Source organism: Dyadobacter diqingensis, from assembly GCF_024220585.1.
GTDB lineage: Bacteria > Bacteroidota > Bacteroidia > Cytophagales > Spirosomataceae > Dyadobacter > Dyadobacter diqingensis.
In genome coordinates, this window is sequence record NZ_JAMXKF010000007.1 from 167524 (window position 1) to 193545 (window position 26022).

General features: G+C 42.5%; 26 protein-coding genes. 14 read left to right on the forward strand and 12 right to left on the reverse strand.

The annotated features are described in order from the left end of the window. Nucleotides 1–14: 14 nt before the first annotated feature. Both M1L62_RS19180 and M1L62_RS19185 read right to left on the reverse strand, forming a co-directional pair. On the reverse strand, nt 15–1235 hold the full coding sequence (locus M1L62_RS19180; protein WP_254561237.1) for a hemolysin family protein: 1221 nt from the start codon (nt 1233–1235) through the stop codon (nt 15–17). Continuing rightward, nucleotides 1232–1480 carry a hypothetical protein gene (locus M1L62_RS19185; RefSeq protein ID WP_254561238.1) on the reverse strand — a complete coding sequence of 83 codons (249 nt, stop codon included), beginning with the start codon at nt 1478–1480 and terminating at the stop codon, nt 1232–1234. Before M1L62_RS19185 ends, M1L62_RS19180 begins: the two co-directional genes overlap by 4 nt. Nucleotides 1481–1729: 249 nt before the next feature. Here M1L62_RS19185 and fbaA point away from each other — a divergent pair, with 249 nt between their 5' ends. After that, on the forward strand, nt 1730–2809 hold the full coding sequence (fbaA, locus tag M1L62_RS19190; RefSeq protein WP_254561239.1) for a class II fructose-bisphosphate aldolase: 1080 nt from the start codon (nt 1730–1732) through the stop codon (nt 2807–2809). A 71-nt stretch (nt 2810–2880) separates the two neighbouring features. Here the strand turns inward: fbaA and M1L62_RS19195 are convergent, their stop codons facing one another. Further along, nucleotides 2881–3264, reverse strand: coding sequence for a winged helix-turn-helix transcriptional regulator (locus M1L62_RS19195; RefSeq protein ID WP_254561240.1), 384 nt, complete (start codon nt 3262–3264; stop codon nt 2881–2883). A gap of 106 nt (nt 3265–3370) precedes the next feature. Here M1L62_RS19195 and M1L62_RS19200 point away from each other — a divergent pair, with 106 nt between their 5' ends. The 4 genes from M1L62_RS19200 to M1L62_RS19215 all read left to right on the forward strand — a co-directional run bounded on the left by M1L62_RS19200 (nt 3371) and on the right by M1L62_RS19215 (nt 8300). After that, the gene (locus M1L62_RS19200) at nt 3371–4003 is read left to right on the forward strand and encodes an NAD(P)H-dependent oxidoreductase (RefSeq protein ID WP_254561241.1); all 633 of its coding nucleotides are present in this window, start codon (nt 3371–3373) and stop codon (nt 4001–4003) included. Between the two features lie 43 nt (nt 4004–4046). After that, nucleotides 4047–4751 carry a DsbA family oxidoreductase gene (locus tag M1L62_RS19205; RefSeq protein WP_254561242.1) on the forward strand — a complete coding sequence of 235 codons (705 nt, stop codon included), beginning with the start codon at nt 4047–4049 and terminating at the stop codon, nt 4749–4751. 102 nt (nt 4752–4853) lie between these two features. Further along, nucleotides 4854–5675, forward strand: coding sequence for an ion transporter (locus M1L62_RS19210; protein WP_254561243.1), 822 nt, complete (start codon nt 4854–4856; stop codon nt 5673–5675). A 51-nt stretch (nt 5676–5726) separates the two neighbouring features. Further along, nucleotides 5727–8300, forward strand: a complete 2574-nt coding sequence (locus tag M1L62_RS19215) for a DUF5686 and carboxypeptidase regulatory-like domain-containing protein (protein WP_254561244.1) — start codon at nt 5727–5729, stop codon at nt 8298–8300. 73 nt (nt 8301–8373) lie between these two features. Here M1L62_RS19215 and M1L62_RS19220 read toward each other — a convergent pair whose 3' ends face one another. Then, nucleotides 8374–10230, reverse strand: a complete 1857-nt coding sequence (locus M1L62_RS19220; protein WP_254561245.1) for a M1 family metallopeptidase — start codon at nt 10228–10230, stop codon at nt 8374–8376. Nucleotides 10231–10549: 319 nt separating this feature from the next. On the opposite strand from M1L62_RS19220, the gene M1L62_RS19225 reads away from it, so the two are divergent. Then, the gene (locus M1L62_RS19225; RefSeq protein ID WP_026628251.1) at nt 10550–10714 is read left to right on the forward strand and encodes a DUF1328 family protein; all 165 of its coding nucleotides are present in this window, start codon (nt 10550–10552) and stop codon (nt 10712–10714) included. Between the two features lie 82 nt (nt 10715–10796). Here M1L62_RS19225 and guaA read toward each other — a convergent pair whose 3' ends face one another. After that, complete coding sequence (gene guaA / locus M1L62_RS19230; protein WP_254561246.1) at nt 10797–12326, reverse strand: glutamine-hydrolyzing GMP synthase; 1530 nt, start codon at nt 12324–12326, stop codon at nt 10797–10799. Between the two features lie 190 nt (nt 12327–12516). Between guaA and M1L62_RS19235 the strand changes: the two genes are divergently transcribed. Then, the gene (locus M1L62_RS19235) at nt 12517–12708 is read left to right on the forward strand and encodes a cold-shock protein (protein WP_194119269.1); all 192 of its coding nucleotides are present in this window, start codon (nt 12517–12519) and stop codon (nt 12706–12708) included. 75 nt (nt 12709–12783) lie between these two features. Here M1L62_RS19235 and M1L62_RS19240 read toward each other — a convergent pair whose 3' ends face one another. After that, entirely contained in the window at nt 12784–14268 is a 1485-nt protein-coding gene (locus M1L62_RS19240; RefSeq protein WP_254561247.1) for a glycine--tRNA ligase, read from the reverse strand. A gap of 154 nt (nt 14269–14422) precedes the next feature. Between M1L62_RS19240 and M1L62_RS19245 the strand changes: the two genes are divergently transcribed. The 3 genes from M1L62_RS19245 to M1L62_RS19255 are packed head-to-tail and all read left to right on the forward strand — an operon-like array spanning nt 14423 to nt 16043. Then, nucleotides 14423–14632 carry a type II toxin-antitoxin system VapB family antitoxin gene (locus tag M1L62_RS19245; RefSeq protein ID WP_254561248.1) on the forward strand — a complete coding sequence of 70 codons (210 nt, stop codon included), beginning with the start codon at nt 14423–14425 and terminating at the stop codon, nt 14630–14632. After that, nucleotides 14613–15017 carry a type II toxin-antitoxin system VapC family toxin gene (gene vapC, locus M1L62_RS19250; protein ID WP_254561249.1) on the forward strand — a complete coding sequence of 135 codons (405 nt, stop codon included), beginning with the start codon at nt 14613–14615 and terminating at the stop codon, nt 15015–15017. The genes M1L62_RS19245 and vapC overlap by 20 nt, the downstream gene beginning before the upstream one ends. Nucleotides 15018–15068: 51 nt before the next feature. Next, on the forward strand, nt 15069–16043 hold the full coding sequence (locus M1L62_RS19255) for a ComEA family DNA-binding protein (RefSeq protein ID WP_254561250.1): 975 nt from the start codon (nt 15069–15071) through the stop codon (nt 16041–16043). A 415-nt stretch (nt 16044–16458) separates the two neighbouring features. On the opposite strand, the gene M1L62_RS19260 is transcribed toward M1L62_RS19255, so the two are convergent. The 5 genes from M1L62_RS19260 to M1L62_RS19280 form a co-directional block, all read right to left on the reverse strand. Continuing rightward, nucleotides 16459–17178 (reverse strand): sterol desaturase family protein, encoded by a 720-nt coding sequence (locus M1L62_RS19260; protein ID WP_254561251.1) that lies wholly within the window; start codon nt 17176–17178, stop codon nt 16459–16461. 12 nt (nt 17179–17190) lie between these two features. Then, complete coding sequence (locus M1L62_RS19265; RefSeq protein WP_254561252.1) at nt 17191–17490, reverse strand: hypothetical protein; 300 nt, start codon at nt 17488–17490, stop codon at nt 17191–17193. 111 nt (nt 17491–17601) lie between these two features. Further along, nucleotides 17602–17892 (reverse strand): hypothetical protein, encoded by a 291-nt coding sequence (locus tag M1L62_RS19270; RefSeq protein ID WP_254561253.1) that lies wholly within the window; start codon nt 17890–17892, stop codon nt 17602–17604. 85 nt (nt 17893–17977) lie between these two features. Continuing rightward, complete coding sequence (locus tag M1L62_RS19275; protein ID WP_254561254.1) at nt 17978–18547, reverse strand: Crp/Fnr family transcriptional regulator; 570 nt, start codon at nt 18545–18547, stop codon at nt 17978–17980. After that, on the reverse strand, nt 18547–19317 hold the full coding sequence (locus M1L62_RS19280; RefSeq protein WP_254561255.1) for an LOG family protein: 771 nt from the start codon (nt 19315–19317) through the stop codon (nt 18547–18549). The genes M1L62_RS19275 and M1L62_RS19280 overlap by 1 nt, the downstream gene beginning before the upstream one ends. A 127-nt stretch (nt 19318–19444) precedes the next feature. Between M1L62_RS19280 and rpiB the strand changes: the two genes are divergently transcribed. Next, nucleotides 19445–19876, forward strand: a complete 432-nt coding sequence (gene rpiB / locus M1L62_RS19285) for a ribose 5-phosphate isomerase B (RefSeq protein ID WP_254561256.1) — start codon at nt 19445–19447, stop codon at nt 19874–19876. Between the two features lie 102 nt (nt 19877–19978). On the opposite strand, the gene M1L62_RS19290 is transcribed toward rpiB, so the two are convergent. Next, nucleotides 19979–21388, reverse strand: a complete 1410-nt coding sequence (locus tag M1L62_RS19290; protein ID WP_254561257.1) for a hypothetical protein — start codon at nt 21386–21388, stop codon at nt 19979–19981. 260 nt (nt 21389–21648) lie between these two features. Here M1L62_RS19290 and rbfA point away from each other — a divergent pair, with 260 nt between their 5' ends. From rbfA to M1L62_RS19305, 3 genes are all read left to right on the forward strand, one after another. Beyond that, a complete protein-coding gene (gene rbfA, locus M1L62_RS19295) occupies nt 21649–22035 on the forward strand; it encodes a 30S ribosome-binding factor RbfA (RefSeq protein WP_254561258.1) in 387 nt (128 codons plus the stop codon). A gap of 18 nt (nt 22036–22053) precedes the next feature. After that, nucleotides 22054–23283 carry an ABC transporter permease gene (locus M1L62_RS19300; protein ID WP_254561259.1) on the forward strand — a complete coding sequence of 410 codons (1230 nt, stop codon included), beginning with the start codon at nt 22054–22056 and terminating at the stop codon, nt 23281–23283. Between the two features lie 61 nt (nt 23284–23344). Further along, entirely contained in the window at nt 23345–25966 is a 2622-nt protein-coding gene (locus M1L62_RS19305) for a M1 family metallopeptidase (RefSeq protein ID WP_254561260.1), read from the forward strand. Nucleotides 25967–26022: the final 56 nt, after the last annotated feature.

The following is a 26022-nucleotide window of genomic DNA, read 5'->3' on the forward strand; positions in this document are numbered from 1 at the left end:
GGTTGTTTAAATGGTTAAATTTCATTGTTTTCTACACTCACATGACCGCCTCCGTTTCGTACACGGGTCAGCTTTACCAATTCAATTCTGGTATCCTGCATGGATATAATCTGAAACGAATATGGCGGCATGTCAATTTCATCATTTACTTCCGGTAAATCTCCATGCACCTGTATCAGCATTCCCGCCAGGGTATCGTAATCCCCCTCAGGAAGTTCCCAGCCATATTTTTCATTGAGATAATCCACCTCATGACGCGCGCTCAGAATGTAGGTATTATCGTCAACCTTACGCTCCGTCCAGTCTTCCGTCGAGTCATATTCATCCTGAATTTCGCCAAAAATCTGCTCAACCACATCCTCCACACTGACAAGTCCCGAAGTCCCGCCAAATTCGTCCACCACCAGGGCCAGACTTCTTCTTTCTTCCAGAAAACGTAACATCAGATCGCTGGCAGGCATGGCTTCCGGCACGATCAGAATCGGCGTTACGATACCGCTGATTTCCTTGGGTTTACGAAAAAGAGACAAGGCATGGCAGTAACCCAGGATATCATCCACGGACTCACGGTAAACAATTATTTTGGAGTGTCCGCTTGTCAGAAACGCTCTTTTAAGATCTTCAATGGTATCATTTACATTTACCGCCGAAATTTCCGTTCTCGGAATCATGCAATCACGAATCCGCAGATCCTTGAAATCCAGCGCGTTGATGAACATCCTTTCCTCAATGCTGTGGTCATCGAAATCAGGATCATCAGCCGAAGCCGCTTCATCGCGCAAATAGTATGACAAGGCATTCTCCTTCACAAAAGGCTCGACAAACCAATATAGTGGTGTCATCACCCATTCGGCAAACCGGACAGGGAAAGATTGCAGGTCCAGAACTTTTGGAAAACTATGCCCGATCCGGACCCAGCAGGTATAACAGGATATCCATAAAACAGCCAATCCTACAAAAAGTACGGCAACGGTAAGCTCTTCTGCCAGGCCAAGCGAATCTCTGAGGATTGGAAAAACAAAGGTAACCGCATAAAAACAGCCGAGTGCCACAACCGCCAGCCGGACCATGCGCAAAAGCCGACGCCAATACAGCGTTTGAAAAATTTGCGATGCATTTTCATTCCTCAGTGAGTAGCGGTCAATGGACACATCCAGCAAAACCGCCCGGACAGCCCCGTAATAACCTGCCAGCACAAAGAAAAATACTGCAAAACCGACTAACAGAAGATTCATTTCTTGATGGTTTTAGATGCAACTGCCTTTTTAGCCGTTTTTGCCAGCTCCTCTTCTTCCGCTTTTTTCTTGGCGGTCAATGAAGATTTCAGCCGGTTAAACTGGAAAAACAACAGACAGGTTATACTCAATAACAAAAGCCAGTAGCTATCAAATAAGGTGGTGCGGCGAAATTCGAGAACCCATACAATTAAAAAACCGACGGTGCCGGCAAGAAGAATGGTTCGGGTTAATTTTGGAGACATGCAATTTTAATTTTGTAACTTAATAACGTCTGGTGACAATCAAGACGTTGTTATACGCTATTCTTTTTCAAATATACACAGAATGAATCAAAATGGTCAAGCTCGGTAAAATGATCTGCCGACGCTATAATATCCTCTACATATCCCTCCCGTTTTCTGTAAAATCGTTAACTTGCGGCAATTCCTGTACAATTGGGCATCAATACCCGAATTGTAAAATTATTTCTTGATAAAATATCTTATTTTACTATGAGCGAAACCACAAAACGCTTTCCTGCCGGTGTTATTACCGGTGACGGAGTTAGCGAAATTTTCCGTCATGCCAACGAAAATAATTATGCCCTTCCGGCTGTTAACGTTGTAGGCACTAACTCAGTGAATGCAGTATTGGAAACGGCTGCGGCTGTGAACAGTCCCGTTATTATTCAATTTTCGAATGGTGGCGGAATTTTTTACGCGGGAAAGAGTGTATCAAATACAAATCAGAAAGCTGCTATTGCAGGAAGTATCTCAGGAGCCCAGCACGTACATCTTATGTCTGAGGTTTATGGCGTTCCTGTAATTTTACATACAGACCACTGCGCTAAAAAACTTCTTCCTTGGATCGACGGTCTTTTGGATGCAGGTGAGCGTCATTTTGATCAATATGGCAAGCCTTTGTACAGCTCTCACATGATCGACTTGTCAGAGGAGCCTCTTGAAGAAAACATCGAAATTTGCAGCAGATATTTTGAGCGTATGTCTAAATTAGGCATGACACTTGAAATCGAATTGGGTGTAACTGGTGGAGAAGAAGACGGTGTTGATAACAGCGATGTTGACAGCTCGAAACTTTACACGCAGCCTGAGGAAGTTGCTTATGCTTATGCTGAATTGAGCAAAATCTCTCCTAACTTCACCATTGCAGCAGCATTTGGAAACGTTCACGGTGTTTACAAACCAGGTAACGTGAAATTGGAGCCGAAAATCCTTCGTAATTCTCAGAACTACATCCAGGAGAAATTCGGAACGGGTGAACTCCCTGTAAACTTCGTATTCCACGGTGGATCAGGTTCTTCACGTGAAGAAATCCGCGAAGCTATCGAGTACGGTGCGATCAAAATGAACATCGATACTGACGTTCAGTGGTCAACTTGGGAAGGAATTCTTAAATATTACAAAGACAAAGAAGGATACCTTCAGTCTCAATTAGGAAACCCTGAAAGCGCTGATTCTCCAAACAAGAAATATTACGATCCACGCGTTTGGTTGCGTAAAGGCGAAGAAAGCATGATCGCTCGTTTGAAAGTAGCTTTCGAAGACTTGAACTGCATCAACCGTTTGGCTTAATTTTTTTGTTGACCATTGACCATTGCCGATTGACAATGGTTAATGGTCAATAATCAATCGACAGACAACCGTCAACTCTCAACAACCTCCCGCCCCATCACCAGATTCCTGTGCTTGACACCCCACACCCTCAGCACATCAATTAATTCCCGCAGCGAGTGTCCGTGTTCTGTCAGCGTGTATTCCACCACCACCGGTATCGAATCGTAAACAGTACGTTTCACCAGCTCATTCGCTTCCAGATCTCTCAATTCTTTTGACAACATTTTGTCGGTTATATTCGGAATCTCCTTCGCAATCTGAGTGAAACGTTTGTTTCCAAACATCAGCGAAATGATGATCTGTAACTTCCACTTGCCGTTTAACGCATCCAGTGCATCACGAACAGGCAACAAGCTTTTCGCGCAATCACTGTGATTCAATCTTTCTTCCAAAAATGCTTCTTTCGCTTCCATGATGGTTGTCTAAAAACTTTATTACTATCCTTTTGTATAGCACTTACAAATGTATAGTATATTTATTTAAGTTTGCATCATCAAATTTAAATAAAATTTTGCTACAATGAATAACCTGATAGAAACATTAAACTGGCGTTATGCTACAAAAAGAATGAACGGCAATAAAATCCCGTCCGAAAAACTGGACGTGATTCTGGAAGCCATCAAACTTTCACCATCTTCGGCCGGTTTGCAACCTTATACCGTCTTTGTTATTGAAGATCAGGCAGTAAAAGAAAAAATTCACAAAGTGGCTTATTCGCAGCCACAGGTCATCGAAGCTTCACACCTTTTGGTTTTTGCTGCATACAATAAACTGACTGCTGAAAATGTGTCAGACTACATGAACCTGATTGCAGACACACGCAGCATACCGGTGGAGTCGCTTGATGGATTCAAAAATTCAATAAGCGCGGGTCTGTTAAGCCGCAGCGAAGAAGTAAATGCACAATGGGCCGCCCGTCAGGCTTACATTGCCCTGGGTCACGCGCTGGTTGCTGCTGCTTCCGAGCAAATCGACGCAACACCGATGGAAGGATTTGACGCAAAAGGACTGGATGAAATTTTAGGCTTAAACGAAAAAGGCCTCAACAGTGTTGTGATTATGACGCTGGGCTATCGCGACAGCGAAAATGACGCTTTGGCCAGTGCGAAAAAAGTAAGAAAAGCACATGAAGAGCTTTTTGTTACCATCTGATTTTCGATGGCAGACATTGCTCAGAACTTAAAACAAAACGACGATGAAAGTTGAAATATGGAGTGATGTAATGTGTCCCTGGTGTTATATCGGCAAGCGCAAGTTTGAGAAGGCACTGGAACAGTTTCCACAAAAAGACAGAATTGAAGTAGAATGGAAAAGTTTTCAGTTAAATCCTGACATGGAAACAGATCCTGACAGAAGTATTGTCGAATATCTGGTTGAAGCGAAGGGCATTACCCCTGACCACGCCACACAAATGCTGGACCACGTTACGGGCATCGCGGAAGAAGTAGGTCTGGAATATCACATGGATAAAACAGTGCTGGCCAATTCATTTGACAGCCACCGGTTTATTCAGTTTGCCAAGAAAAATAAATTGGGATCAGAGGCTGAAGAAGCGCTGTTCCATGCGTATTTCACAGAAGGAAAAAACACAGCGGATCATGGCGTTCTGGCTGACCTTGGAGCCAAAATAGGTCTTGAAGCGACGGATGTAAAAAATGTGTTAAACAGCAATCAGTTTGCGGAAGATGTCCGCAAAGATGTCTATGAAGCACAGCAGGTTGGCGCGAGAGGCGTTCCGTTTTTTGTTCTCGACCGAAAATATGCCGTTTCGGGAGCTCAGCAAACCGAAACATTCCTTGGCGCATTGCAACAGTCATTTCAGGAATGGGAAAAGGAAAACCCGGCCCCTCTTTTGACCTACGCCGAAGGAGATAGCTGCACAACGGACGGAAACTGCTAAAACAGCTTTCATACGACCATAAAACCAAAGCCCGGGTGCCTGCATTTTGTGCAAGACCCGGGCTTTTGCTACATTGCCGGCTTACATATCAATTGTAGTGTCATGGCAATAGATCGTAATTCGTTACGGGGGCAACTTTTTATCATCATTTTCGGAGCAAATACCAGAAAAGGACGACTGTTCGACGTTTTCCTGCTGTGGTTTATCCTAATCAGTATTCTGGTGGTCTGCCTGGAAAGCGTCCCCAAAATAAGAGCCAGTTACGAATCCACTTTTTTCTATCTTGAAACCTTCTTCACCATCGTATTCACGATAGAATATTTTCTAAGGATTTACAGTCACCCCAAGCCGCTAAAATACCTGCTGAGTTTTTACGGCATCATCGATCTCCTCTCGATCATCCCATTTTATCTTACCTATTTCATGCCGTCGGGGCATTATCTGATCACGATACGTATTTTACGGCTTTTACGCGTTTTCAGAATTCTCAAATTAAGCAGTTTTGTTCATCACGCGCAGGTTTTAAAGACGGCCATAGCCGCCAGTTTGCAGAAAATAACAGTCTTCATGCTCTTCATTGTTGCCCTGGTTTTGATCATAGGCACGATTATGTATGTAGTAGAGGGAGAAGAAAATGGTTTTACAAGCATTCCACAAAGTATTTACTGGGCAATTGTGACCATAACCACGGTCGGTTATGGTGATCTTACCCCGCAAACACCGCTTGGACAGGTCATTTCTTCACTTGTGATGATTATGGGTTATGCAATTATTGCCGTACCCACAGGGATTGTAACGGTTGAAATGTCAAGATCTCAGCCGGTTCCCAAGAAAAGTGATCTGACGGAATGTTTGTCTTGTGGAAAAAGAATGCCGTTAAACGCAAATTTTTGCAGCAATTGCGGCCATTCTCTTAAGGAATAAAGTTTCATTTGCGTACCTGATCAAAAAATCTGAACATCCCGAACTTAATTTATGCGCTTTTTCCTTTTTTCGTTTCTGTTTTGTTTCATCGTTTCGTTAGCACAGGCGGGAGGCATAAAAGGTCGTATTGCCAATAAAAAAGGTGAGGCGTTGCCTTATGCAGGAATCGTTATCAAGGGTACGAGCGAAGGGACCATCGCTAATGACGAAGGTTTGTATGAATTCAGTTTGCCGGCTGGCTCTTATGAAGTTGTTTTTCAATATCTCGGCTTCAAAACCCTGACCCAAAATGTGGTCATAGGAAATGACTTTAAGGAATTGAACATCACCCTTGAAGAACAGGCTCTTAACCTGGACGAAGTAAAAGTTGACAACAAACGGGAAGATCCTGCCTACACGATCATGCGGAAAGCCATTTCCAAAGCGCGTTTTCACCAATTACAAGTCCGGTCGTACACGGCGAAAGTCTATTCCAGAAGTACCGCGCTGCCTACAAAAATTCCCTATCTTGTAGAAAGACGGTTGAAAAAAGAAGGTGTTCAGGAAGGAAAAGCCATTATCAATGAAAGTGTTGCCGAAATTCAGTACCGTCGGCCCAATAATTTCAAACAGCATATTATTTCTACCCGCAATAGCCTGGACAATAGTATTCCTTCGCCTAATGAATACATTTTAGCCAGTTTATATAGTCCCGAAATTGCCGGAACAATCTCCCCACTCTCACCCAAAGCTTTCTCTTATTACAGGTTTGAGTACGAGGGTTATTTCGAAGATCGCGGGCAGATCATCAACAAAATCAAAGTTATTCCGAAAGCCTATGGGGAGGGGATTTTCCGCGGCAGTTTGTACATCATTGATGAACGCTGGGCCATTCACAGCTACGACCTGGAAACAACAACGAGCGGACTTGATATTTCTGCCAAGCAGATTTTCAACCCTGTGCAAAATATCTGGCTCCCGGTTAACCAGCAGTTCAGGATCAAGGGAAGTTATCTGGGGTTTGCAGGCGAATTCAAGTATCTGGTTTCACTGACTTATCAAAAGATGGATATCGATCCGGGGTTAAAGGAAGAAATCGTAGTGCATGACCCGAAAGTGGATGCGGAAGCCGCGGAAAAAGTCCGAAAGAAAAATCTGGAAAAGATGATTCGCGACCAAAAAGAATTCTCGACTAAAAACCTGAAAAAATTCACCAAAGAATATGAAAAGGAATTAAAAAAGGAGAACAAAAAGAAAGGCGAGGACACCAGGATCGTCCGCGAAGATTCCATTGTTATCGATTCAATGGCGAACAAAAGGGACACCGTTTATTGGGAAAATCTCCGTCCGATCCCGCTGACCAATTCAGAGGTACAAAGTTATGCCATGCAGGACAGCATCAAGATTATCAAAGATGCTGCGAAAGAAAATAGCCGGCCCGACTCTACCTATTTCAAAGGACATCATATTTTAGTTGGCAATACCTACAATTTCAAAAATCAGCATTCCTTGCACATTGAAAGTCCGCTTCTTGCTTTTTACTATAACACAGTGGAAGGATATGCGCTTAATCTGGCTGCGGAATATCAGAAAAAGTGGAGTAAATCAAGTTATTTTAATATCCGGCCTTATGCCCGGTACACTTTCGGGCGCGACCGTTTTAATGGAAATTTACAGGCAAACATTGGCAACAAACGATCCAATTTATTGCTGACCGGGGGTGAAATGGTAAATCAGATTAACCGGGATAACCCGATAACACCTTTTGGCAATACCATATCGACGCTGATTTTTGAACGAAACCGGGCCAAATTGTATCAGTCGAAATTTCTGAAAGCAGAATATTCCTTCCGAAATATTTTGGATGTGCTGAGCATTAATACCAGTTTGGAATACGAAAAAAGGCAGGAGTTGTTTGACATGGAAAACCTGCAATCTTATATCAACTGGTCGAACAGAACCTTTATCCCGAACCGCCCGCTTAATGATGAACTTGAAAACACCGGCTTCCCGAATCATGATGCTTTGATTTTTCAGTTCAGTGCTGACATCCGTCCATGGAGAAGGTATCTGGTCAGAAATGGTGAAAAACGCTATTTACAAAGTAAAAAACCGGCATTCAGTGTTCTTTACAAAAGTGGGTTGCCCTTTGCAGGTGATGTGGATTACAAGTTTCTTCAGGGAGGCATACGTCAATCGATTGACTTGGGGCCAAGAAACACGATACGGTATTCGATTAAAGGAGGAGGATTTTTGAGCAAAAAAGAACTCTACTTCCCCGACTTCCGGCATTTCCTTGGCAATGAATCTTTTTTCAGAATGGGAGACCCGCTCGCACAATTCCGCAGCCTGCCTTATTACGCGCACAGCACCAGATCCTGGTTTATTGAAGGTCACGCGCTATGGTCCATGCAGCGCTTTTTGGTGACGCAATTACCCGTTTTTCGTTTGTCAGGACTAAAAGAAACGGTACAGGTTCATTATCTATTCTCCCCAACTTCACGTCATTATTCAGAAATTGTGTACGGGCTGGACCATATTCTGCGCTTCTTCCGCGTGGAGACGGTTGCTCAGTTTGACGGTTCAAAATTACATAAGGTCGAGTTTCGCGTCGGTACAACTTTCAGATTATCTGATTTGCGCTGATTTCTGGCAAAAAAAATCGGATAACCCTCATGAACTGAAAGTTATCCGATTTTTTCGAGATAATACTATTTCATTACTTAGCCCGCTCGCCTTTCAGTCTTGGCAAGATTTTAGGCAGCGACGGATAGGTGTTGTTTTCTAGATTGATATCCGCCATACGCTGGCTCGGGTCAATCACAATTCTGTCGATATCCGTAGAAGGGCGGTCAATTTTGAAAGTGTATTCAGGATAAGTCCATCCCCAATCTAGCAACAATGTTGTTTTGGCATACAACTTTTCACTTTTCTCTCCGCGCATGATTTCAAGCGGGATGTAAAAATTTTCCTGAGTTCCGTCTTTGTAACTTACAACGACATCCAGCGGCATAGGTATCTGTCCAATTCGCTCCAACACGATATCCGTTTTCCCGGCATTTGGGACCACTTCTTTAATACCATAATCGATCGTTTTGGTCGTTCCTATAAAATCCTCCCAGTACCAGTCCAGTTCCAGACCAGACTCCTTTTCCATGATACGTTTCAGATCCGTCGGATTTGGGTGTTTGTATTTCCACTCATTGAAATAACGCTTCATCCCCGTTTCAAGCTTATCCTTTCCGATAATGTAACCAAGCTGGTTCAAAAACACAGAGCCTTTGGAATAACTCGCGATACTGTAAGCACGGTTGGTATTGTAATGGTCGGCATGGGTAGTCAACGGCTCTTCCAGTCCCGATTTTACCAGACTGCGATAACTGTTGGTCGTGCTCCGCTGGGGATCCAGTTTAGATTGAAACAATTCTGCCAAAACGATGTTCTGCGCATAAGTCGTAAACCCTTCATCCATCCAGGAATATTTGGACTCATTCGTTCCAAGGATCATCTGAAACCAGCTATGAATGGATTCGTGCACCGCTACGCTGATCAAACCTGACAAATTCTGACGGCCGGTAATAAGTGTCGCCATTGGATATTCCATACCACCGTCACCACCCTGAATAATCGAATATTGTTTGTAAGGATAACGGCCAAATTTCTGGTTCATGATCTTGAACGCCTCTACCGCCAAAGGTTCCATTTCTTTCCAGACATTGGCAAGCGTATCGGTCTGGTAGAAAAAATGCAGGTCAAGATTGTCATCTACCTTCACAACATCGTGTTTGTAATCACGATCTGCGGCCCACATAAAATCGTGAACTTCCGGTGCTATGAAATGCCAGGTCAGTTTCTCTCCCGCCTTATGTTTTACATCTTTACTGCTGTAACCATATCCGATCTTTTCAGGATTTTGCAGATAACCTGTGCCCGCAACCACGTAAGAAGCATCCAGCGTGATTTTCACATCGAAATCACCCCAAACACCATAAAATTCGCGGCCGATATAGGGATTCGCATGCCATCCTTCGTAATCATATTCACATAATTTTGGATACCACTGCGCCATGGAGTAATCAATTCCTTCGCTGTTATCACGACCGGTACGACGAATCTGTACCGGAATCTGCGCTTCAAATTCCATATCGAAAGTATGCTGCGTTTTAGGCAGAATTTTCTCAGCCAGCGTAACTTCCAGAATTGTCCCTACCACCTCATACTTTAACGGTTTACCATTCTGTTTTAAAGAAATAATTTTCTCATATCCTATTTCACTGGGCGAAAGCTTCGAAATACGATCCTTCACACGCGGATCCGGATCACTGATTGTTCTGGAACGAACATCCATTTGGCTACCCGGCTGAAATGCATTTAAATAGAGATGATAAAAAACTTTGGTCAGCGTGTCCGGGGAATTATTACTGTAAACAAGCTTCTGTACGCCCTTGTACTGATTTGTAGTAACATCAAAATCTACATTCATCTGATACCTGGCACGTTGCTGCCATCGGTCCGGCTGAGCAAATGCGGCTGTACAACTCAAACCAGCCAATAAAACAAAAAGCAATCTATTCATTCGTAGAAACTAAAATTTCATTTAAAACATCTTGCAAATTAAGCCAAAACAGCCAGTTGACCGAATAATCGCTAGAATTCACCCTTAAACTCCAAACCGAACTTAAAATATTTCAATAAAATAGTTTTTCATCTAATTACTTGTAACTGTTATGGTGAAATCGGATAAATTTGGGTAGCAATCTCCACAGAAAATACAGCGATTACCTCATAAATAAGCTTTTTAAGACCTAAAATAACCTGGTTTCCACGCCATGCAGTTTGGCACATAATTAGTAAAAACCTGATTATACTTTTAATCAACTAACTATTTGTCAATTATGCTTAGATGGACTGTAATATTTCTGATCGTAGCCATCATTGCCGGAGTACTTGGATTTGGTGGAATTGCAGCGGGTGCTGCCGGAATTGCTAAAATACTTTTCTTTGTCTTTTTAGTATTATTCGTTTTAAGTTTGATCAGCCGCGGAGTCGGGCGATCCTGACGGACTTATACATAGATCATCCAACAAAAGAAAAGCGGACTGAACAGCCCGCTTTCTCTTTATATCTACAAATTAAATGCTATTATTCCCACTCGATTGTTGCTGGTGGTTTTGAAGAAATGTCATAAACGACGCGGTTAACGCCTTTTACTCTGTTAATAATATCATTTGAAACTTCTGCAAGGAAATCATATGGCAAATGAGCCCAGTCGGCAGTCATACCATCAATTGACGTAACAGCTCTCAATGCTACTACACTTTCGTAAGTACGCTCATCACCCATTACACCAACGCTTTTAACGGGCAATAACATAACACCAGCCTGCCAAACTTCATGGTACAAGTTCCATTTTTTCAGTCCGCCGATAAAGATTGCATCAACTTCCTGTAAAATAGCTACTTTTTCGGCTGTGATATCACCCAAAATACGGATCGCCAAACCTGGTCCCGGGAACGGGTGACGACCTAAAATATTAGGATCAATACCCAAAGTTTTACCCACTGCACGTACTTCGTCTTTAAACAAAGTATTCAGCGGCTCAACGACTTTAAGTTTCATAAAGTCAGGCAAACCACCTACGTTGTGGTGAGATTTAATCGTTGCAGACGGGCCTTTTACGGAAACCGACTCAATCACATCAGGGTAAATTGTTCCCTGACCAAGCCATTTAACGTCTTCAATTAAATGTGATTCCTGATCAAAAACATCGATAAATGCTTTACCAATCGCTTTTCTTTTCGCTTCCGGATCGGTTAGTCCTTCCAGCGCGCCATAGAAAAGGTCTTTTGCATCAACACCTTTTATATTAAGACCCATATCACGGTACGAATGAAGTACCTGATCGTATTCGTCTTTTCTTAACAATCCGTTATCTACAAAAATACAGAACAGATTTTCTCCGATTGCCTGATGAACCAATGTCGCAGCCACGGTAGAATCTACACCACCAGAAAGCGCCATTACCACACGGTCATCACCAAGTTTGGCACGAAGGTTATGGATGGTTTGTTCAACGAATGATTCGGAAGTCCAATCCTGTTTGCAGCCGCAAATCTTAGCTACAAAGTTATACATCAACTGCTTACCTTCGGTAGAGTGCGTAACTTCCGGGTGAAACTGGATACCGTAAGTAAGCTCGTCCTCAATTTTGAAGGCGGCCACTTTTACCGATTCAGTAGAAGCAATGATACGGAAATTTTCGGGTATGCTGACAATCGTATCTCCATGTGACATCCAAACCTGCGAAGTGGTTGAAAGTCCGGCTAGCAATGAAGAATCTTCATCGTCTATTTCCAAACGAGCTCTTCCGTACTCACGGTGCTGCGATGCTTTCACGTCGCCGCCAAGCAATTGCGCCATCAGCTGAGCTCCGTAGCAAACGCCTAAAACAGGAACAACCTTCCTGAATTTTTCGAGATCAACATAAGGAGCATTTTCATCCCTTACGGAACAGGGGCTACCTGAAAGAATGACACCTTTGATATTCGGAGTAATCTCCGGGAAGTTATTGTATGGATGGATTTCACAATAAACATTGAGTTCTCGAACCCGACGCGCAATTAATTGCGTGTACTGTGAGCCAAAATCTAGAATAAGAATCTGTTCAGTCATAGAAAATGCGATATAAACCGCAAAGGTACAGTTTTACTATGAGAGAAAGAAAAATTTCAAAAAAACAAATGAAATATTCCTGAACACTATGGCTTAGCGAAGAAAATACTTCATTATTTTATTATTAAGTATTGTAATTAAGTAACCCTTATCGTTATATTTGTTTCAAAAAATTCAATTTAATATTTTTATGAATCAAGGAACAATTAAATTCTTTAATGACGCAAAAGGTTACGGGTTTGTTAAAGACGCAGAAACAGGACAAGATTATTTCGTACATATCTCAGGTCTTGTAGACGAAGTTCGCGAAAACGACGAAGTTACTTTTGATCTTCAGGAAGGTCGTAAAGGACTAAACGCCGTTAATGTTAAGCTTGCGTAATCAGGACTTAATATAAAGTAAAAGAGGGTTTCCGATGCCGGAAACCCTCTTTTACTTTATAAAACTATATGTTTATCAGATCGCTTCAAGAATTCTCTCGATAGAAACCTCATATCCGATTTTCTCTTTCAATTCACTGATCGCAACACGCTCCTGCTCCATAGAGTCACGGTGACGGATCGTAACAGTATCGTCTTCCATGGTCTGGTAATCAACTACGACACAGAAAGGAGTGCCGATTAAATCCTGACGGGTATAACGTTTTCCAATCGCAGCACCATCGTCATAAGTTGTACGGAACGCTGATTTCAATGAATTTGTAATTGCCTGCGCTTTTTCAGCCAAACCGTCTTTCTTCACCAAAGGCAAAACCGCAACCTTAAACGGAGCCAAAGCCGGGTGTAATTTCAAATAAGTACGCTCCTTTTCCGAATCTCCTTCACCTACTGTTTCTTTGGTATAGGCATTACAGAAAGTTGCCAGGAAAAGGCGATCCGCTCCAACCGAGGTTTCAACCACGTAAGGAATATAATTTCCATAAGGTTTGCCATTTTCGTCAAGGTCCGCGTCAAAATACTGAAGCTTTTTCTTTGACAATTCCTGATGGTTACGAAGGTCAAAATCAGTACGTGAGTGAATTCCTTCCATTTCACGGAAACCAAAAGGAAATTTGTATTCGATATCGACCGCAGCATTGGCATAATGCGCCAGCTTTTCGTGATCATGGAATTTAAGACTATCAGCTGGTAACCCGATGGCTTTATGGAATTTCATGCGGGATTCTTTCCATGCCGCATACCAGGTCATTTCAGTGCCGGGGCGAACGAAAAATTGCATTTCCATTTGTTCAAATTCACGCATACGGAAAGTGAACTGGCGTGCAACGATCTCGTTACGGAACGCTTTTCCAATTTGGGCAATACCAAAAGGAACCTTCATACGTCCGCTTTTCTGCACGTTCAGGAAGTTTACAAAAATCCCCTGAGCCGTTTCAGGACGCAGATAAATAAGGCTTGAATCTTCCGCAACCGAACCCACTTGTGTGCTGAACATCAGGTTAAACTGACGAACCTCTGTCCAGTTGGCAGTGCCAGAAACTGCACATTTTATATTTTCAGCAATAATTAACTCACGAACTGCTTCAAGGTTTTCCGCACTTAACAGACGCCCCATTTCAGCAAGCAAAGCCTGCGCTTTTTCAGACTGGCCTTCTGCTTCGTATTGTTCCGCTTTTGCTTCCAGAAGCTGATCAGCACGATAACGTTTTTTAGAATCCTTATTATCAATCATCGGATCACTGAATCCGTCAACGTGTCCCGAAGCTTTCCAGGTAAGCGGATGCATGAAAATAGAAGCATCAATACCAACGATATTATCGTTAAGCTGCGTCATGGCCTTCCACCATACTGCTTTCAGGTTATTTTTCAATTCCACACCATTCTGACCGTAGTCATAAACGGCTTGTAATCCATCATATATTTCAGAAGAAGGGAACACAAATCCGTATTCTTTGGCATGCCCTACAATGTCTTGTAAAGAGGTAGCAGGTGATTGGCTCATTATTGGTTCAGACAATTGATTAATAAACGTAAGGTTTTGAGACCGCAAATTTTACATGTTTTGCAATCGGTTCGCAAAATTAGGGAATTTGACGGCAAAGCATAACCATGTGTATAAATTTTGTATATTTGTGTGTATTCAAAATCCAGATATTATGAGAACGAATGTGGAAATTGATGAGAGTAAAATCGAAAAAATAAGAGATTTCAATCAAGATCTTAAAACAAAAAAAGAAATAATCGATTTTGCATTATCTGAACTAATTAATCAGATGCGTCGGCAACGACTGATTGAATCAAGAGGTAAAGGTGGATGGGACGATGATCTGGAAAAAATGAGAACTTATGAAGTACCGTCTTTTTGATACCTCTGTGTGGGTCGATTTCAGGAATGGGGTTAAAACTGCGCAAGCCGACCTTTTAACTGAATCACTCAGAGCGAATAAAGTTTGTTACTGTCCAATAATTTTGCAGGAATTTTTACAAGGAATACGTATTGATAGAGATTTTAATCAGTACGAGGAAGATTTTAAAGGGTTACACCCGCTCATACTTGATCCTTTCTACGCATCAACCTCTGCTGCCCAAATCTATCGCTCACTTCGAAAAAAAGGGATTACCATACGCAAAGCAAACGATTGCCTGATTGCCTATTACGCAATTCATTTCGACTTAGAACTTTGTCACAGTGATGTTGATTTTGAGCATATCGCAGAAAATACTTCTTTAAAAATCTGGAAACCAAATTAACTTTTTGACGTCAAAAGGCAGACTGCTATTTATGCCTTAAACTTTTGACTTATGATCCGGCGGATACTCGATCAGCTTGAAGACTATTTCGGTATTTCCAGGAAACAGGCACGTGCCGCTTTCGTCCTGATGGCGTTTTCATTCATGCTGATCTGGACACCTTTTATTTTCCGGCGTTGGATCCTACCCTATTTCCCGGCACCTTCCGAGCCTGTTAATACACAAAAATTTGACAGTATCGCGGCGCAACTAGAAAAAGACGCATCAACCGTACCAGTTGAAAGGGAAAATAATTATCCAAAAAAGGAATATAAAAATACCCCAGACCACCCCGTCCGTTTTTTTACGTTTGACCCCAACACGGCCACAGTTGACCAATTACAAGAACTGGGCATTCCTCCATTCATAGCCAAACGAATTGACAAGTACAGATCCAAAGGCGGAAAATTCCGAAAAAAGGAGGATTTACTGCACATATACGATTTCCCGACCAACGTTTATCAAAAGCTCGAATCATACATTTCATTACCGGAAGTCAGCACAAAAAAGTATACATCAGATTTCGTTCAAAAATCGGTTCCCAACAATACGCTGCCGAAAGAAATTAAGGCCTATAATAAACCTGTTGTTGTGCCTTTCGATATCAACAGTACCGATACAACCGAACTGATTAAATTGAAAGGTATCGGCAGCAAATTATCCCTGCGCATTTTAAAATTCAGAGACGCGTTGGGCGGCTTTCACTCCGCCAGTCAGTATTCTGAAATCTTCGGACTGGACTCACTGGCTTTGTCCGAATTGAATAAATATGCAAAAATTCAAAGTCCGGTCAGAAAAGTTAATATCAACACAGCCACCGCAGAAGAAATGGCCCAACATCCCTACCTCCGAAACAAAAAGATCAATGCCGTCATCGTCAATTACAGAACACAGCACGGTCCTTATCAATCTGTGGAGGATTTGAAAAAAGTACGGGTTATGGATGACAACACGATTGAGAAGATTGGGCCTTACTTAGTATTTTGAATGCTCTGCAAAGACCATAACCTGTAATATTCCCGCCCGATAAAAACACAACAAAGCACAAAAATATGACTCGGTATCATAGGCGACGACAACAGAACTTTTATACCCCTTGCAAACATGGCCTCGTACCCTAAAATAATAACCTGGGCCAGCAGAACAGCCTGGCAAAAGCCTAAGAATAGAGATTTGGCCCTATTGCTAAAAATGACGAACCACAAACAGGCCCAGATTGCCAAGAAAACGAAGCCTAACATTTGGTTTTCAAAATGAGGCTCTAACAGGCAAACCGGCAATAAAAAAAAGTTGGGGAGTGTTAGCTTAACACCGATACTTGAAACAAATGGGAAAGACAGGTTGCTGATCAGCAAACAGGTTCGTATACGATTATTCATTTTTCTGAATTAAGCGTGTGCATTTATTCTTTATGTACGTCCTTAAATTTCAACATATCCCCGAGACGCTGCTCTTTGTCATTATCGAATCCACAGGAAGTTTTAAATTCCTTCGGGTTTTCGTATGTACCAAAAAGCATATCCCACCAAACAATATCGCCATAATTATTGGTATGTTTTTCATACTCATGATGAATTCTATGCATTTCAGGCCTCTGAAAAATATATCCTATCCATTGCGGTGTCTTAACATTGGTATGGTAAAAAAACTCACCAAGCGCAGTGCAAAGTGTATAAATCCCTCCTGCTTCCATATTCAGCCCCAACAAAGTATATACCAGCAAACTTCCAATGATTGAATTTACAGTCATTTCCAGCGGATGTTTGTAAAAAGAGGTAACCACTTCCAGCCGCTGCGGACTATGGTGTATCTGATGAAAATGTGTCCATAAAAAATCAACTTTATGACGCCATCTATGCCACCAGTAGAAAATAAAAGTGGCGATAAAATAAGCGATGATTCCACCAGCGGCATTATTTACGTGATTTGACAAATGGAAAACACTTACCGACGAAAACCATTTTTCCCATGTAAAACCTGCCAGCGTTACCACACCGAGCTGTACGAAATTTATCGCCAAAACTCTGATTGTCCAGGTAGGTACTTCAGGTAGTTTCCAACCGGGGACCAGTCGTTCCAGAATAAAACATAGACCAAAAACTATAAAAATGATAGTCAGCATACAAGGAATAGTTTAAAGTTGAATGAATAATCCGGATACCGATAACAACCTGAACCACAGATAAGGTATAAGTACACTGATCGCGAGGTTTGTCAGAATTAGTCTGACTGTCAGTAACTCTCCTCTCACAAATTGAATGGTTGTTATGCTGAAAAAGACGGTGTAGGTAAATCCCCAAAAAATTCTTTTTAGCGGGATAAACTGATAATCAGGAGACAGTATATCAGACACATACATGGTTGCCAAAAAAACAGCCAAGCTCCCGATAAAAAGGCCCGCCAGGGAAAAGACTTTACGATTTAAAACGCTCATATGAAGTAATTTAAATAATTTTCATCGACACTCAAATCTCCGTTATCCCAGCTCGGAATCCTTTGATAATTATCAAAATCGATCGAAAACGAAGAAATCATTATAAACGGCTCACTTCCAAAATCGGGCGAGAAGCCAGCATAAAAATGTGTAGAGCGAAAGGACCTGAACCATAAAATAAGCCAGTGCGTACCATCCAATGGTAAAGGATTTACCATTTTCATTTCTGATAAATCCAAGAAGCTCCCAAATGGTACCCGCAACAAAAAATGCCGTTACTATGAATGCGGCGATTCGGATGCCATTATGTTTTGTAGGACGCAAGATCCTCCTCCATGAGCTTCGAATCATGTAAATGAGAAAGAGTGAATAGATCAGTAATATGATTAAAAGAGTTTCCATGTCTGTTTTTGCTTCATGACAAATTACCAACCCAGGAAAATTGATTCCTTTGATAATTATCAAAATCGATCAAAAACAATTAAAACTACTTTTTATACCCAGCCCGAATCCGGCTTAAATGTTCCTGCGAGATACCAAGATATGACGCGATCTGGCCTAATTTAACTCTTTGGAGAATGTCTGGAATTTGAAGAAGCAAACGCTCATATCTTTCCTCGGCCGTGCAGAAAGCAAATAGTTTCATACGTTCGTCAAGAAGCAGATAATTTTGCGTGATTAAAAGCCGTCCCAATCTTTCAACAATCGGATGTTTTTCAAAAACCGGCTCAATTTTATGATATTGAAGACTCCAAACGCTGGTTTCTTCCAAAATTTCTATGTTGTATAACGAAGGCTTACCGGTAAATAAACTGTCAATAGCACTTACAATCTGATTTGCACTCGCGAACCAGGCCGTGACTTCCTTTCCGTCTTTATAATAAAAAACGCGTGCAAGTCCTTTTTCCAGGAAATGAAATTCCTTACATACATCGCCGTTTTGAAGCAGCGATGTATGTTTAGGAAGTGATCGGTATATTGTGATCTCATCGATTGCCGCCGCACTTTCTTCGGTCAAGGCAACAATCTGATCAAGATAATTGATGAAATAATTCATCAGAAGTTCGGTTTCAGCAAATACTTGGAATAGAATTCATCTATCACATGTACCGCCTCATCCGGGGTGTCTACAATGCTCATGAGTTTTAAATCCTCCGGATTGATGTTCCCCTCAGTTAGCATAGTACTCTTTATCCAGTCCATCAAACCCGACCAATATTTACTCCCAACCAAGACAATCGGGAAGCGGCCTATCTTTTTTGTCTGGATTAAGGTCATCGCTTCAAACAATTCATCAAGCGTTCCAAACCCACCAGGCATAACGATAAATCCCTGGGAGTACTTGACAAACATTACTTTCCGGACAAAGAAAAAGTCAAAATTGATATTTTTATCGTGATCAATATACGGGTTGCTGTGTTGTTCGAAAGGCAGTTTGATATTCAAACCAACTGATTTTCCGCCTTGTTCATGCGCCCCTTTATTACCCGCTTCCATGATACCTGGCCCACCACCGGTGATCACACCATAACCATGACGGACCAGTTTCGCGGCGATATCTTCCGTGATTTTATAGTATGGATTTTCAGGTTTTGTTCTTGCCGAACCAAAAATCGTAACACAGGGACCGATTTTCGCCAGTTTATCGAAACCTTCGACGAACTCGGCCATTACCTTAAATATAACCCAGGAATCTGCACTTTTTATTTCACTCCAGTTGCGGTCTTCAAACGCAGCTTTTATTTGTTTTTCATCTTCCGGTACCGCCGGATTAAGTAGCGATACGTCAACTAATTTCGAATTTTCATTCTTTAATTCGTCATTCATATTTTGAAAATAATTTTAGTTCATTGATTTGCTGTTACCTTTGTTTTCCAGTCTAAATAATTCTGGAAAATTTAACAAAACCTCAGACGGAATTGTTATTCACCAAGACACAATTAACAAAAAAGTAATGAAAAAAATTGCTATCGGTTCCGACCATGCTGGTTTTCCATACAAGGAACCAATCACCACCTGGCTTACCAATAACGGTTATGAAGTAAAAGATTTTGGAACGTATAGCGCCGATTCGGCAGATTATGCCGATTTCGCGCATCCGGTAGCCAGCGGCGTTGAAAACAAAGAATTTGACAAAGGCATCCTGCTTTGTGGAAGTGGTCAGGGCGTATGTATCACCGCCAACAAACATCAGGGAATTCGTGCTGCTTTGGTGTGGGATCTGCCTTTGGCGGCCCTTGCGCGTCAGCACAACGATGCCAACGTCATTTGTATCCCTGTGCGTTTTATTACATTGGAAACAGCGATAGCAAGCGTAGAAGCATTTCTAAATACAGAATTCGAAGGTGGAAGACACCAGTTGCGCGTTGATAAAATTGCGTGCTGATTTAGTTGAGGGTTGAGAGTGGAGAGTGGAAAATTAATGAAATGACCTGGTGAGCTCGTTACTTTCAACCGCCCGCCGGACCGCTCTCAACTATCAACTAAATTAATTCTTCTTGTAAATCCCCTTCCACTGGCTCAGTTTGTATTGACTTTGCAGCGCAGGAACGCGCTCTAAAAGCTTGGGCATGATGTTGACTTTGTCGATAACATAATCCGGTGGATCCTTCCGGAAATTATCATAGACATGGATGACACTGTCAAAGTTGTCAAGATTTTTCAAGTCATAACTGGAAAGATCCCAGTTGAGATACGGCGTGGCCGTAAAATTTTCCATATACTCTCCGGCATGCTGCCCAAGTACCAAAATCCTTTTATTCTTAATTTCAGCTGGTAACGAAGCCGACTTGGAACGCAGATTTTCAAGTTTTCCCATGGAGATTCCCGGTAATATCCCCCTCGTTCCCTGATACTGAATGAACACAATCACCGCAGTCATCAGCATAAACTGAAATTCATCCCCAAAACTTTTCCGCTTGAAGCTCTGAAAATAATGTGTAGCAAAAAATGCGGCTGGCGGGATAAAAATCACAAACTGCATCGGCGCCAGATATTGCATCAACGGTATTGTAAAGACAGAAACAATAAACCACAAGGCCATCACTTGCTGGATCCTTGTCTGGTAGTTGACAAAACGTAACGTCGTAAAAATCCGTGTAAAACCTAAAATTCCAAATCCCAATGGTAACAGCAAAGACGCCAGAAGGGAAGAGAAATCGGTAAGGTTATATTGCTTGACCTGAAAAACAGAAGTCAGCAAATTTCGGTTAAGGCTTTCAATACCATCATTCATATAAAAGAACAGAAGCACCATCAGCAGCGGAAACAGCGAACCGAAAAACCCCAATAAATGGTGACGAATTGTAGCTCCGGTATAAAATAACAATGCTAAAAAGCCCCAGACCATAAACAAAGAAGCCGGCAGGTAAAACAAAGTCGCGATACCGATGTACAGCCCCATTTCAAAAACCTGGTTGGTCGCTTCACGTCGCACAAGAATTTTAACGATAAGACCAAAGGCAAAAAGCAAAAACGTATTTGCCATCAGCATCGGGGAAAGCGTGCCGAGGTCGAAAGAAATATTGAGAAAGATTGCGTACAAAGCGCCCGGAATATAAGTCCGCTCCGGAAAAACTTCTCTCGAATAAATTACATAATTAAAATAAAGGATCTGGATAATTCCGAGCGCGGCAGCAGCCAGCTGATAAGCCCATTGTGCCCTGCCGAAGAGCGAATCGATCAGCCAGTAAGTGAGTCCGGAAAAAGGACTGACGTTATCCCAGACATCCCGGTAAAGCATAAAACCATGGTTCATTTGCTCTCCGACAAGCATCCAGCTCAGTTCTGGTATCAATAAGGGGATTCCACCAAAAAAGAATGGCAGCCTCAGCAGCAGAAAAAATACCACCAGGCTGATCATTTGATAAGCCGCATTTACCCGAAAAAAACTAAGCAAGAAACTGGATGGTTAGATAGGATGACATGAATACTTTCACGAAATTACAACCTAGGGGTCTACAAAAACAAAATAAGTATGGATATTTGTGTTAAATATAGTAGCTAAGAGGAGTTAAAGCCGTGAAATTTTAGTTATTATGTAAGTTGGTCCGTCAACAAAGGAAAAGAGCTTAAATAGAAAAAAGAAGGTAAGAGGAATTGAGAAAGGAATGTGGTATAAACCCGGCATCCCGGATCAAAGTCCGCAATCAGAACAAGATGGAATCGAAGAGACAACAAAAGGTAGGGAGACAAATCCAGAAGGATTTGGGTGAAATTTTTCAACAGGATGCAAAACATTTGGTAAGCGGCTCGTTTGTGACGATCACAGCGGTGCGCGTTTCGCCTGATTTGGGTATAGCGCGTGCTTATCTGAGCTTTTTGCCAGATAAGAATAAGGGCTTTTTACTGGAAACGATTAAAGAAAACACCAAGTTTATAAGGCAAAAACTGGCTGAACGCGTTCGTCATCAGCTACGTATCGTGCCTCATCTGCAATTTTATATTGATGATACTGCCGAGTATGCCGCGAAGATGGATCTTCTGTTTGCAGATTTGGTTATTCCTCCGGCTCAACCAGACGAAGACGAAGAAGAAACGAATTGATCCTTAGCGTAACTGACAATGAATCTTTCGTACAGAATTGCCATTCGCTATTTCTTTTCCCGTAATAAACGTAGTTTCATTAGCGTAATAGCACGCATTGCTATGGCTGGCGTAGCGGTCGGAACCATGGCGATGATCGTGGTTCTTTCCGTGTTTAATGGCATGGAGGATCTCAACCGGAAAATGTTTAAAACTTTCGATGCAGATGTCACCATCACGCCGTCGGCAGGAAAACGTTTTCCGGTTTCCGACTCTGTCCTGAAAGCGATAAAATCCGTGGACGGCGTTAAGCTGATCACGCAGGTTATTGAAGACAATGCACTGGCCCGCTACGGAAACCAGCAGACCATTGTCCGGCTAAAAGGTGTTGACAGCACTTTTTCGCAACGCGGACAGCTTGACACTGCCTTGATTGAAGGATCACTGAAACTGTATGGAGGCAATGGAACGCCTTTCGCGGTGATTTCCGAGGGGGTCCGCAATGCGCTGTCCATTTCACTGGAAGATATTCTGACACCCTTGGAATTGTGGTATCCGCGAACGGGAACAAAAACGGTCAATCTTACATCTACGGAAGCCTTTAACCAGACGGTCATCCGGCCGGGTGGCGTGTTTTTTATCGAAAACCGTTATGACGATTATGTCATTGCACCTTTGCCGATCGTTGAATCACTGCTGCAATATAACGGGCAACGTTCTTCGCTGGAAGTGAAAATAGCGTCGTCCGGATTTACCGAAAAGCAGGTGGGAGAAGATATTGCCAAAAAACTTGGCAAGGATTTTACCGTGCGCGACCGGGATGCTATGAATGCAGATCTGCTCCGTGCGATAAGAGTTGAAAAATTGTTTGTTGCTGTTACATTATCCTTTATTATTTTAGTGGCTGCAATCAACATATTCTTCTCTCTCAGTATGTTAGCGATCGAAAAGAAAAAAGACGTATCCATGTTATACGCGCTTGGCGCCACGCCTTCACTGATCAGAAAAATATTTCTTGCAGAAGGCGCCATCGTGGCGCTGTCCGGCGCTATTGTAGGTACTATTTTCGGCGTGCTGATTTGCTGGCTCCAAACAACCTACGGACTGGTATCAATGGGTATGACAACCGCCCTTGTTGACGCCTATCCCGTTAAATTAATCTGGCAGGATATATTCTTTACCGGTATCATTATCGTTATCATAACCTTGGCTGTGTCTTATATCCCGGCACGCAGGGCTGCTTTATCCGGTCAGACACTAATCGTCTGACAAATAAACCGGTTAATAAATAATCCGACTTAATACCAAAACACTTGACTAAATTTAAATTATGTCCAAACCACAAGCAGAAATGACCGAAAAGAAAAATGACGTATTGATGCGTAACGGTTTCTGCAAATTTTTTGGAATAGCACTGTTATTTGTTGCTTTCAGCGTAAATGCACGAGATCATTTTGCTGAAAGAGACACCGTTTACAGAAGAAATCCGGGTGTACTTTCCAAGCAGGGACCTTACCGTCCATCCCGGACTTTAAAACATGATCTTATCCATACCCGTCTGGACGTAGAATTTGACTGGCTCCGTCAGCAAGTCCATGGCTCCGCTGTTATTCAGTTTAAACCGCACTTTTACGCACAGAATACCATTGAGCTGGACGCAAAGGGATTTGATATCAAAGGAATCTCACAGCTTGATACGCTTCATAACTTCGGAGCCGTTTCTACAAAAGAGCTGACTAAAAGAACACTTAAAAAACTGGACTATACTTACGACAAACGTAAGATCACCATCAAACTTGGCCGCGAGTACAGCGTAAAGGACACGATTTATGTAAAAATAGATTACGTTGCCAAACCGAATGAAATTCCGAGGGACCAGGCAGGCGATAATCCCAACGACAAAGGTTTGTATTTTATCAATGCGGATGGACTCGAAGAAGGAAAACCCAAGCAAATCTGGACGCAGGGAGAGACAGACGGCAGCTCATGCTGGTTCCCAACGGTTGACGCCCCGAATGTAAAGTTTACGCAGGACATCTACATCACGGTCGACAGCACTTATAAAACGTTGTCAAACGGTTTGTTAATTTCGCAGGAGCCTGATCAAAGCGGACAGCGTACGGATCACTGGAAACAGTCAATTCCTCACGCACCTTACCTGACCATGCTTGCCGTGGGTGATTTTGCCATTGCAAAAGATATGATGCCCAATGGCATGGAATTAAGCTATTACGTGGAACCGCAATATGGCGTTGATGCACACGCCATTTTCGGACGCACACCTGAAATGATGGCTTTCTTTTCCAATATTTTCGGCGTAGAATATCCGTGGGAGAAATATGCTCAGATTGCGGTAAGAGATTTCGTGGCCGGTGCGATGGAAAATACAACGGCGACGGTTCATGAAGAAGGTGTTCAAACAGACTCGCGTTCTATTCTGGATGGAAATTCAGACGCCGTTATCGCGCACGAACTGGCTCATCACTGGTTTGGGGATTATGTAACAGCGGAAGAATGGGGGCAATTACCCCTTAATGAGTCTTTTGCCAATTACTCAGAGTACTTATGGAGCGAATATTACATCGGCAAAAATGAAGCAGACTGGCAGAACTTACAGGAGCTGAAACAATATCTGACAGAAGCGGAAACCAAGCAGGTGCCGATGATCCGTTATTTCTACAAGGATGCTGAAAACATGTTTGACAGCCATTCTTACGCGAAAGGCGGACGGATTCTGCATATGCTGAGAAAATATGTTGGTGACGACGCATTTTTCAAGTCGCTGCAATATTATCTGAAAACCCATGCCTTGGGTACCGCCGAAATCAATGATTTACGGATGTCTTTTGAAAAGGTGACAGGCGAAGATCTGAACTGGTTTTTTGATCAGTGGTTTTTACGCCCCGGACACCCTCTTTTGAAAATCAAACAGGAGTATTCTACGGCAACCAACAAGATACAGCTGAAAATAACGCAGGCACAGGATACACTGGCAACGACAGTTTATAGATTACCACTTAAAGTAGATGTGTGGGCAGGTGGCAAGAAAAGCCGGTACGATGTTATTGTAGATAAGGTAAACCAAACGCTTGAATTTCCATCGGCAAAAAAACCAGATCTGGTGATTTTTGATGCAGAGTCACAGCTTTTGGCCAGTATCGAGCAGGATAAAGACCGTCCTGAACTGGTTTACCAGTACAACCATGCCGAACAGTTCCTGCCAAAATATGAAGCATTGGCGGCTTTGGAAGGAAAATTACAGGACTCGACCGTCAGGAATGTGCTCATCAAAGCCATGACTGATCCATTCTGGAAACTACGTCAGATGGCGATATCAAACTTTGCTGAATATGACGGTGAAGGTTTTGCTGAAATCGAAAAGATCATTCAAAGCCGCGCCCGCACCGACCGTCATCCGCAGGTAAGAGCAGAGGCCATCATAACCCTCGCGTCTTTTGGTGACAATAACAACGATCCGGTTTTCCGTGAAGCTTTGAGCGATAGCTCTTATCAGGTCGTTTCTGTTGCATTGGATAAATATCTGGTAGGGCAGCCAGCTGATGCCGGCGATGTTGCGTCCCAATTTGAAAACTCACCAAACGACGCCATCGTTACGTCCGTTGGTAATTATTATGCAGGATTGGCCCAGCCAGACCGTTACGATTGGTTCCTGGAAAAAATGAAGCGTATGAAACCGAATGAGAAATATAATTTCTTACAGGTTTTTGGAAAATATCTGATTAAATCGAAGCAGGATGTACAGCGTAAAAGTATTCCGGTACTGGAAGGCATTGCCCGTAACAATCCATCTTATTTTGTTCGTTTCGGAGCTTATCAGGCATTGGGGCTGCTGACGGACATACAAGGCGTTGCGGCGATCAGAAAGGATATTCGTGCCAAAGAAACAGAGCCGAAATTAAAAGAAATGTACACGCAATTTGGCGAGTTTTAGAAACCCGCCGGAATGTGATCACAAAAAACGGGAATCAGTCTGACTGATTCCCGTTT

What these genes read in the sequence shown, in the direction of transcription:
- M1L62_RS19180 (WP_254561237.1), bottom strand. Translation starts at nt 1,235, where the DNA reads ATGAATCTTCTGTTAGTCGGTTTTGCAGTATTTTTCTTTGTGCTGGCA.
- M1L62_RS19185 (WP_254561238.1), bottom strand. Translation starts at nt 1,480, where the DNA reads ATGTCTCCAAAATTAACCCGAACCATTCTTCTTGCCGGCACCGTCGGT.
- fbaA (WP_254561239.1), top strand. Translation starts at nt 1,730, where the DNA reads ATGAGCGAAACCACAAAACGCTTTCCTGCCGGTGTTATTACCGGTGAC.
- M1L62_RS19195 (WP_254561240.1), bottom strand. Translation starts at nt 3,264, where the DNA reads ATGGAAGCGAAAGAAGCATTTTTGGAAGAAAGATTGAATCACAGTGAT.
- M1L62_RS19200 (WP_254561241.1), top strand. Translation starts at nt 3,371, where the DNA reads ATGAATAACCTGATAGAAACATTAAACTGGCGTTATGCTACAAAAAGA.
- M1L62_RS19205 (WP_254561242.1), top strand. Translation starts at nt 4,047, where the DNA reads ATGAAAGTTGAAATATGGAGTGATGTAATGTGTCCCTGGTGTTATATC.
- M1L62_RS19210 (WP_254561243.1), top strand. Translation starts at nt 4,854, where the DNA reads ATGGCAATAGATCGTAATTCGTTACGGGGGCAACTTTTTATCATCATT.
- M1L62_RS19215 (WP_254561244.1), top strand. Translation starts at nt 5,727, where the DNA reads ATGCGCTTTTTCCTTTTTTCGTTTCTGTTTTGTTTCATCGTTTCGTTA.
- M1L62_RS19220 (WP_254561245.1), bottom strand. Translation starts at nt 10,230, where the DNA reads ATGAATAGATTGCTTTTTGTTTTATTGGCTGGTTTGAGTTGTACAGCC.
- M1L62_RS19225 (WP_026628251.1), top strand. Translation starts at nt 10,550, where the DNA reads ATGCTTAGATGGACTGTAATATTTCTGATCGTAGCCATCATTGCCGGA.
- guaA (WP_254561246.1), bottom strand. Translation starts at nt 12,326, where the DNA reads ATGACTGAACAGATTCTTATTCTAGATTTTGGCTCACAGTACACGCAA.
- M1L62_RS19235 (WP_194119269.1), top strand. Translation starts at nt 12,517, where the DNA reads ATGAATCAAGGAACAATTAAATTCTTTAATGACGCAAAAGGTTACGGG.
- M1L62_RS19240 (WP_254561247.1), bottom strand. Translation starts at nt 14,268, where the DNA reads ATGAGCCAATCACCTGCTACCTCTTTACAAGACATTGTAGGGCATGCC.
- M1L62_RS19245 (WP_254561248.1), top strand. Translation starts at nt 14,423, where the DNA reads ATGAGAACGAATGTGGAAATTGATGAGAGTAAAATCGAAAAAATAAGA.
- vapC (WP_254561249.1), top strand. Translation starts at nt 14,613, where the DNA reads ATGAAGTACCGTCTTTTTGATACCTCTGTGTGGGTCGATTTCAGGAAT.
- M1L62_RS19255 (WP_254561250.1), top strand. Translation starts at nt 15,069, where the DNA reads ATGATCCGGCGGATACTCGATCAGCTTGAAGACTATTTCGGTATTTCC.
- M1L62_RS19260 (WP_254561251.1), bottom strand. Translation starts at nt 17,178, where the DNA reads ATGCTGACTATCATTTTTATAGTTTTTGGTCTATGTTTTATTCTGGAA.
- M1L62_RS19265 (WP_254561252.1), bottom strand. Translation starts at nt 17,490, where the DNA reads ATGAGCGTTTTAAATCGTAAAGTCTTTTCCCTGGCGGGCCTTTTTATC.
- M1L62_RS19270 (WP_254561253.1), bottom strand. Translation starts at nt 17,892, where the DNA reads ATGGAAACTCTTTTAATCATATTACTGATCTATTCACTCTTTCTCATT.
- M1L62_RS19275 (WP_254561254.1), bottom strand. Translation starts at nt 18,547, where the DNA reads ATGAATTATTTCATCAATTATCTTGATCAGATTGTTGCCTTGACCGAA.
- M1L62_RS19280 (WP_254561255.1), bottom strand. Translation starts at nt 19,317, where the DNA reads ATGAATGACGAATTAAAGAATGAAAATTCGAAATTAGTTGACGTATCG.
- rpiB (WP_254561256.1), top strand. Translation starts at nt 19,445, where the DNA reads ATGAAAAAAATTGCTATCGGTTCCGACCATGCTGGTTTTCCATACAAG.
- rbfA (WP_254561258.1), top strand. Translation starts at nt 21,649, where the DNA reads ATGGAATCGAAGAGACAACAAAAGGTAGGGAGACAAATCCAGAAGGAT.
- M1L62_RS19300 (WP_254561259.1), top strand. Translation starts at nt 22,054, where the DNA reads ATGAATCTTTCGTACAGAATTGCCATTCGCTATTTCTTTTCCCGTAAT.
- M1L62_RS19305 (WP_254561260.1), top strand. Translation starts at nt 23,345, where the DNA reads ATGTCCAAACCACAAGCAGAAATGACCGAAAAGAAAAATGACGTATTG.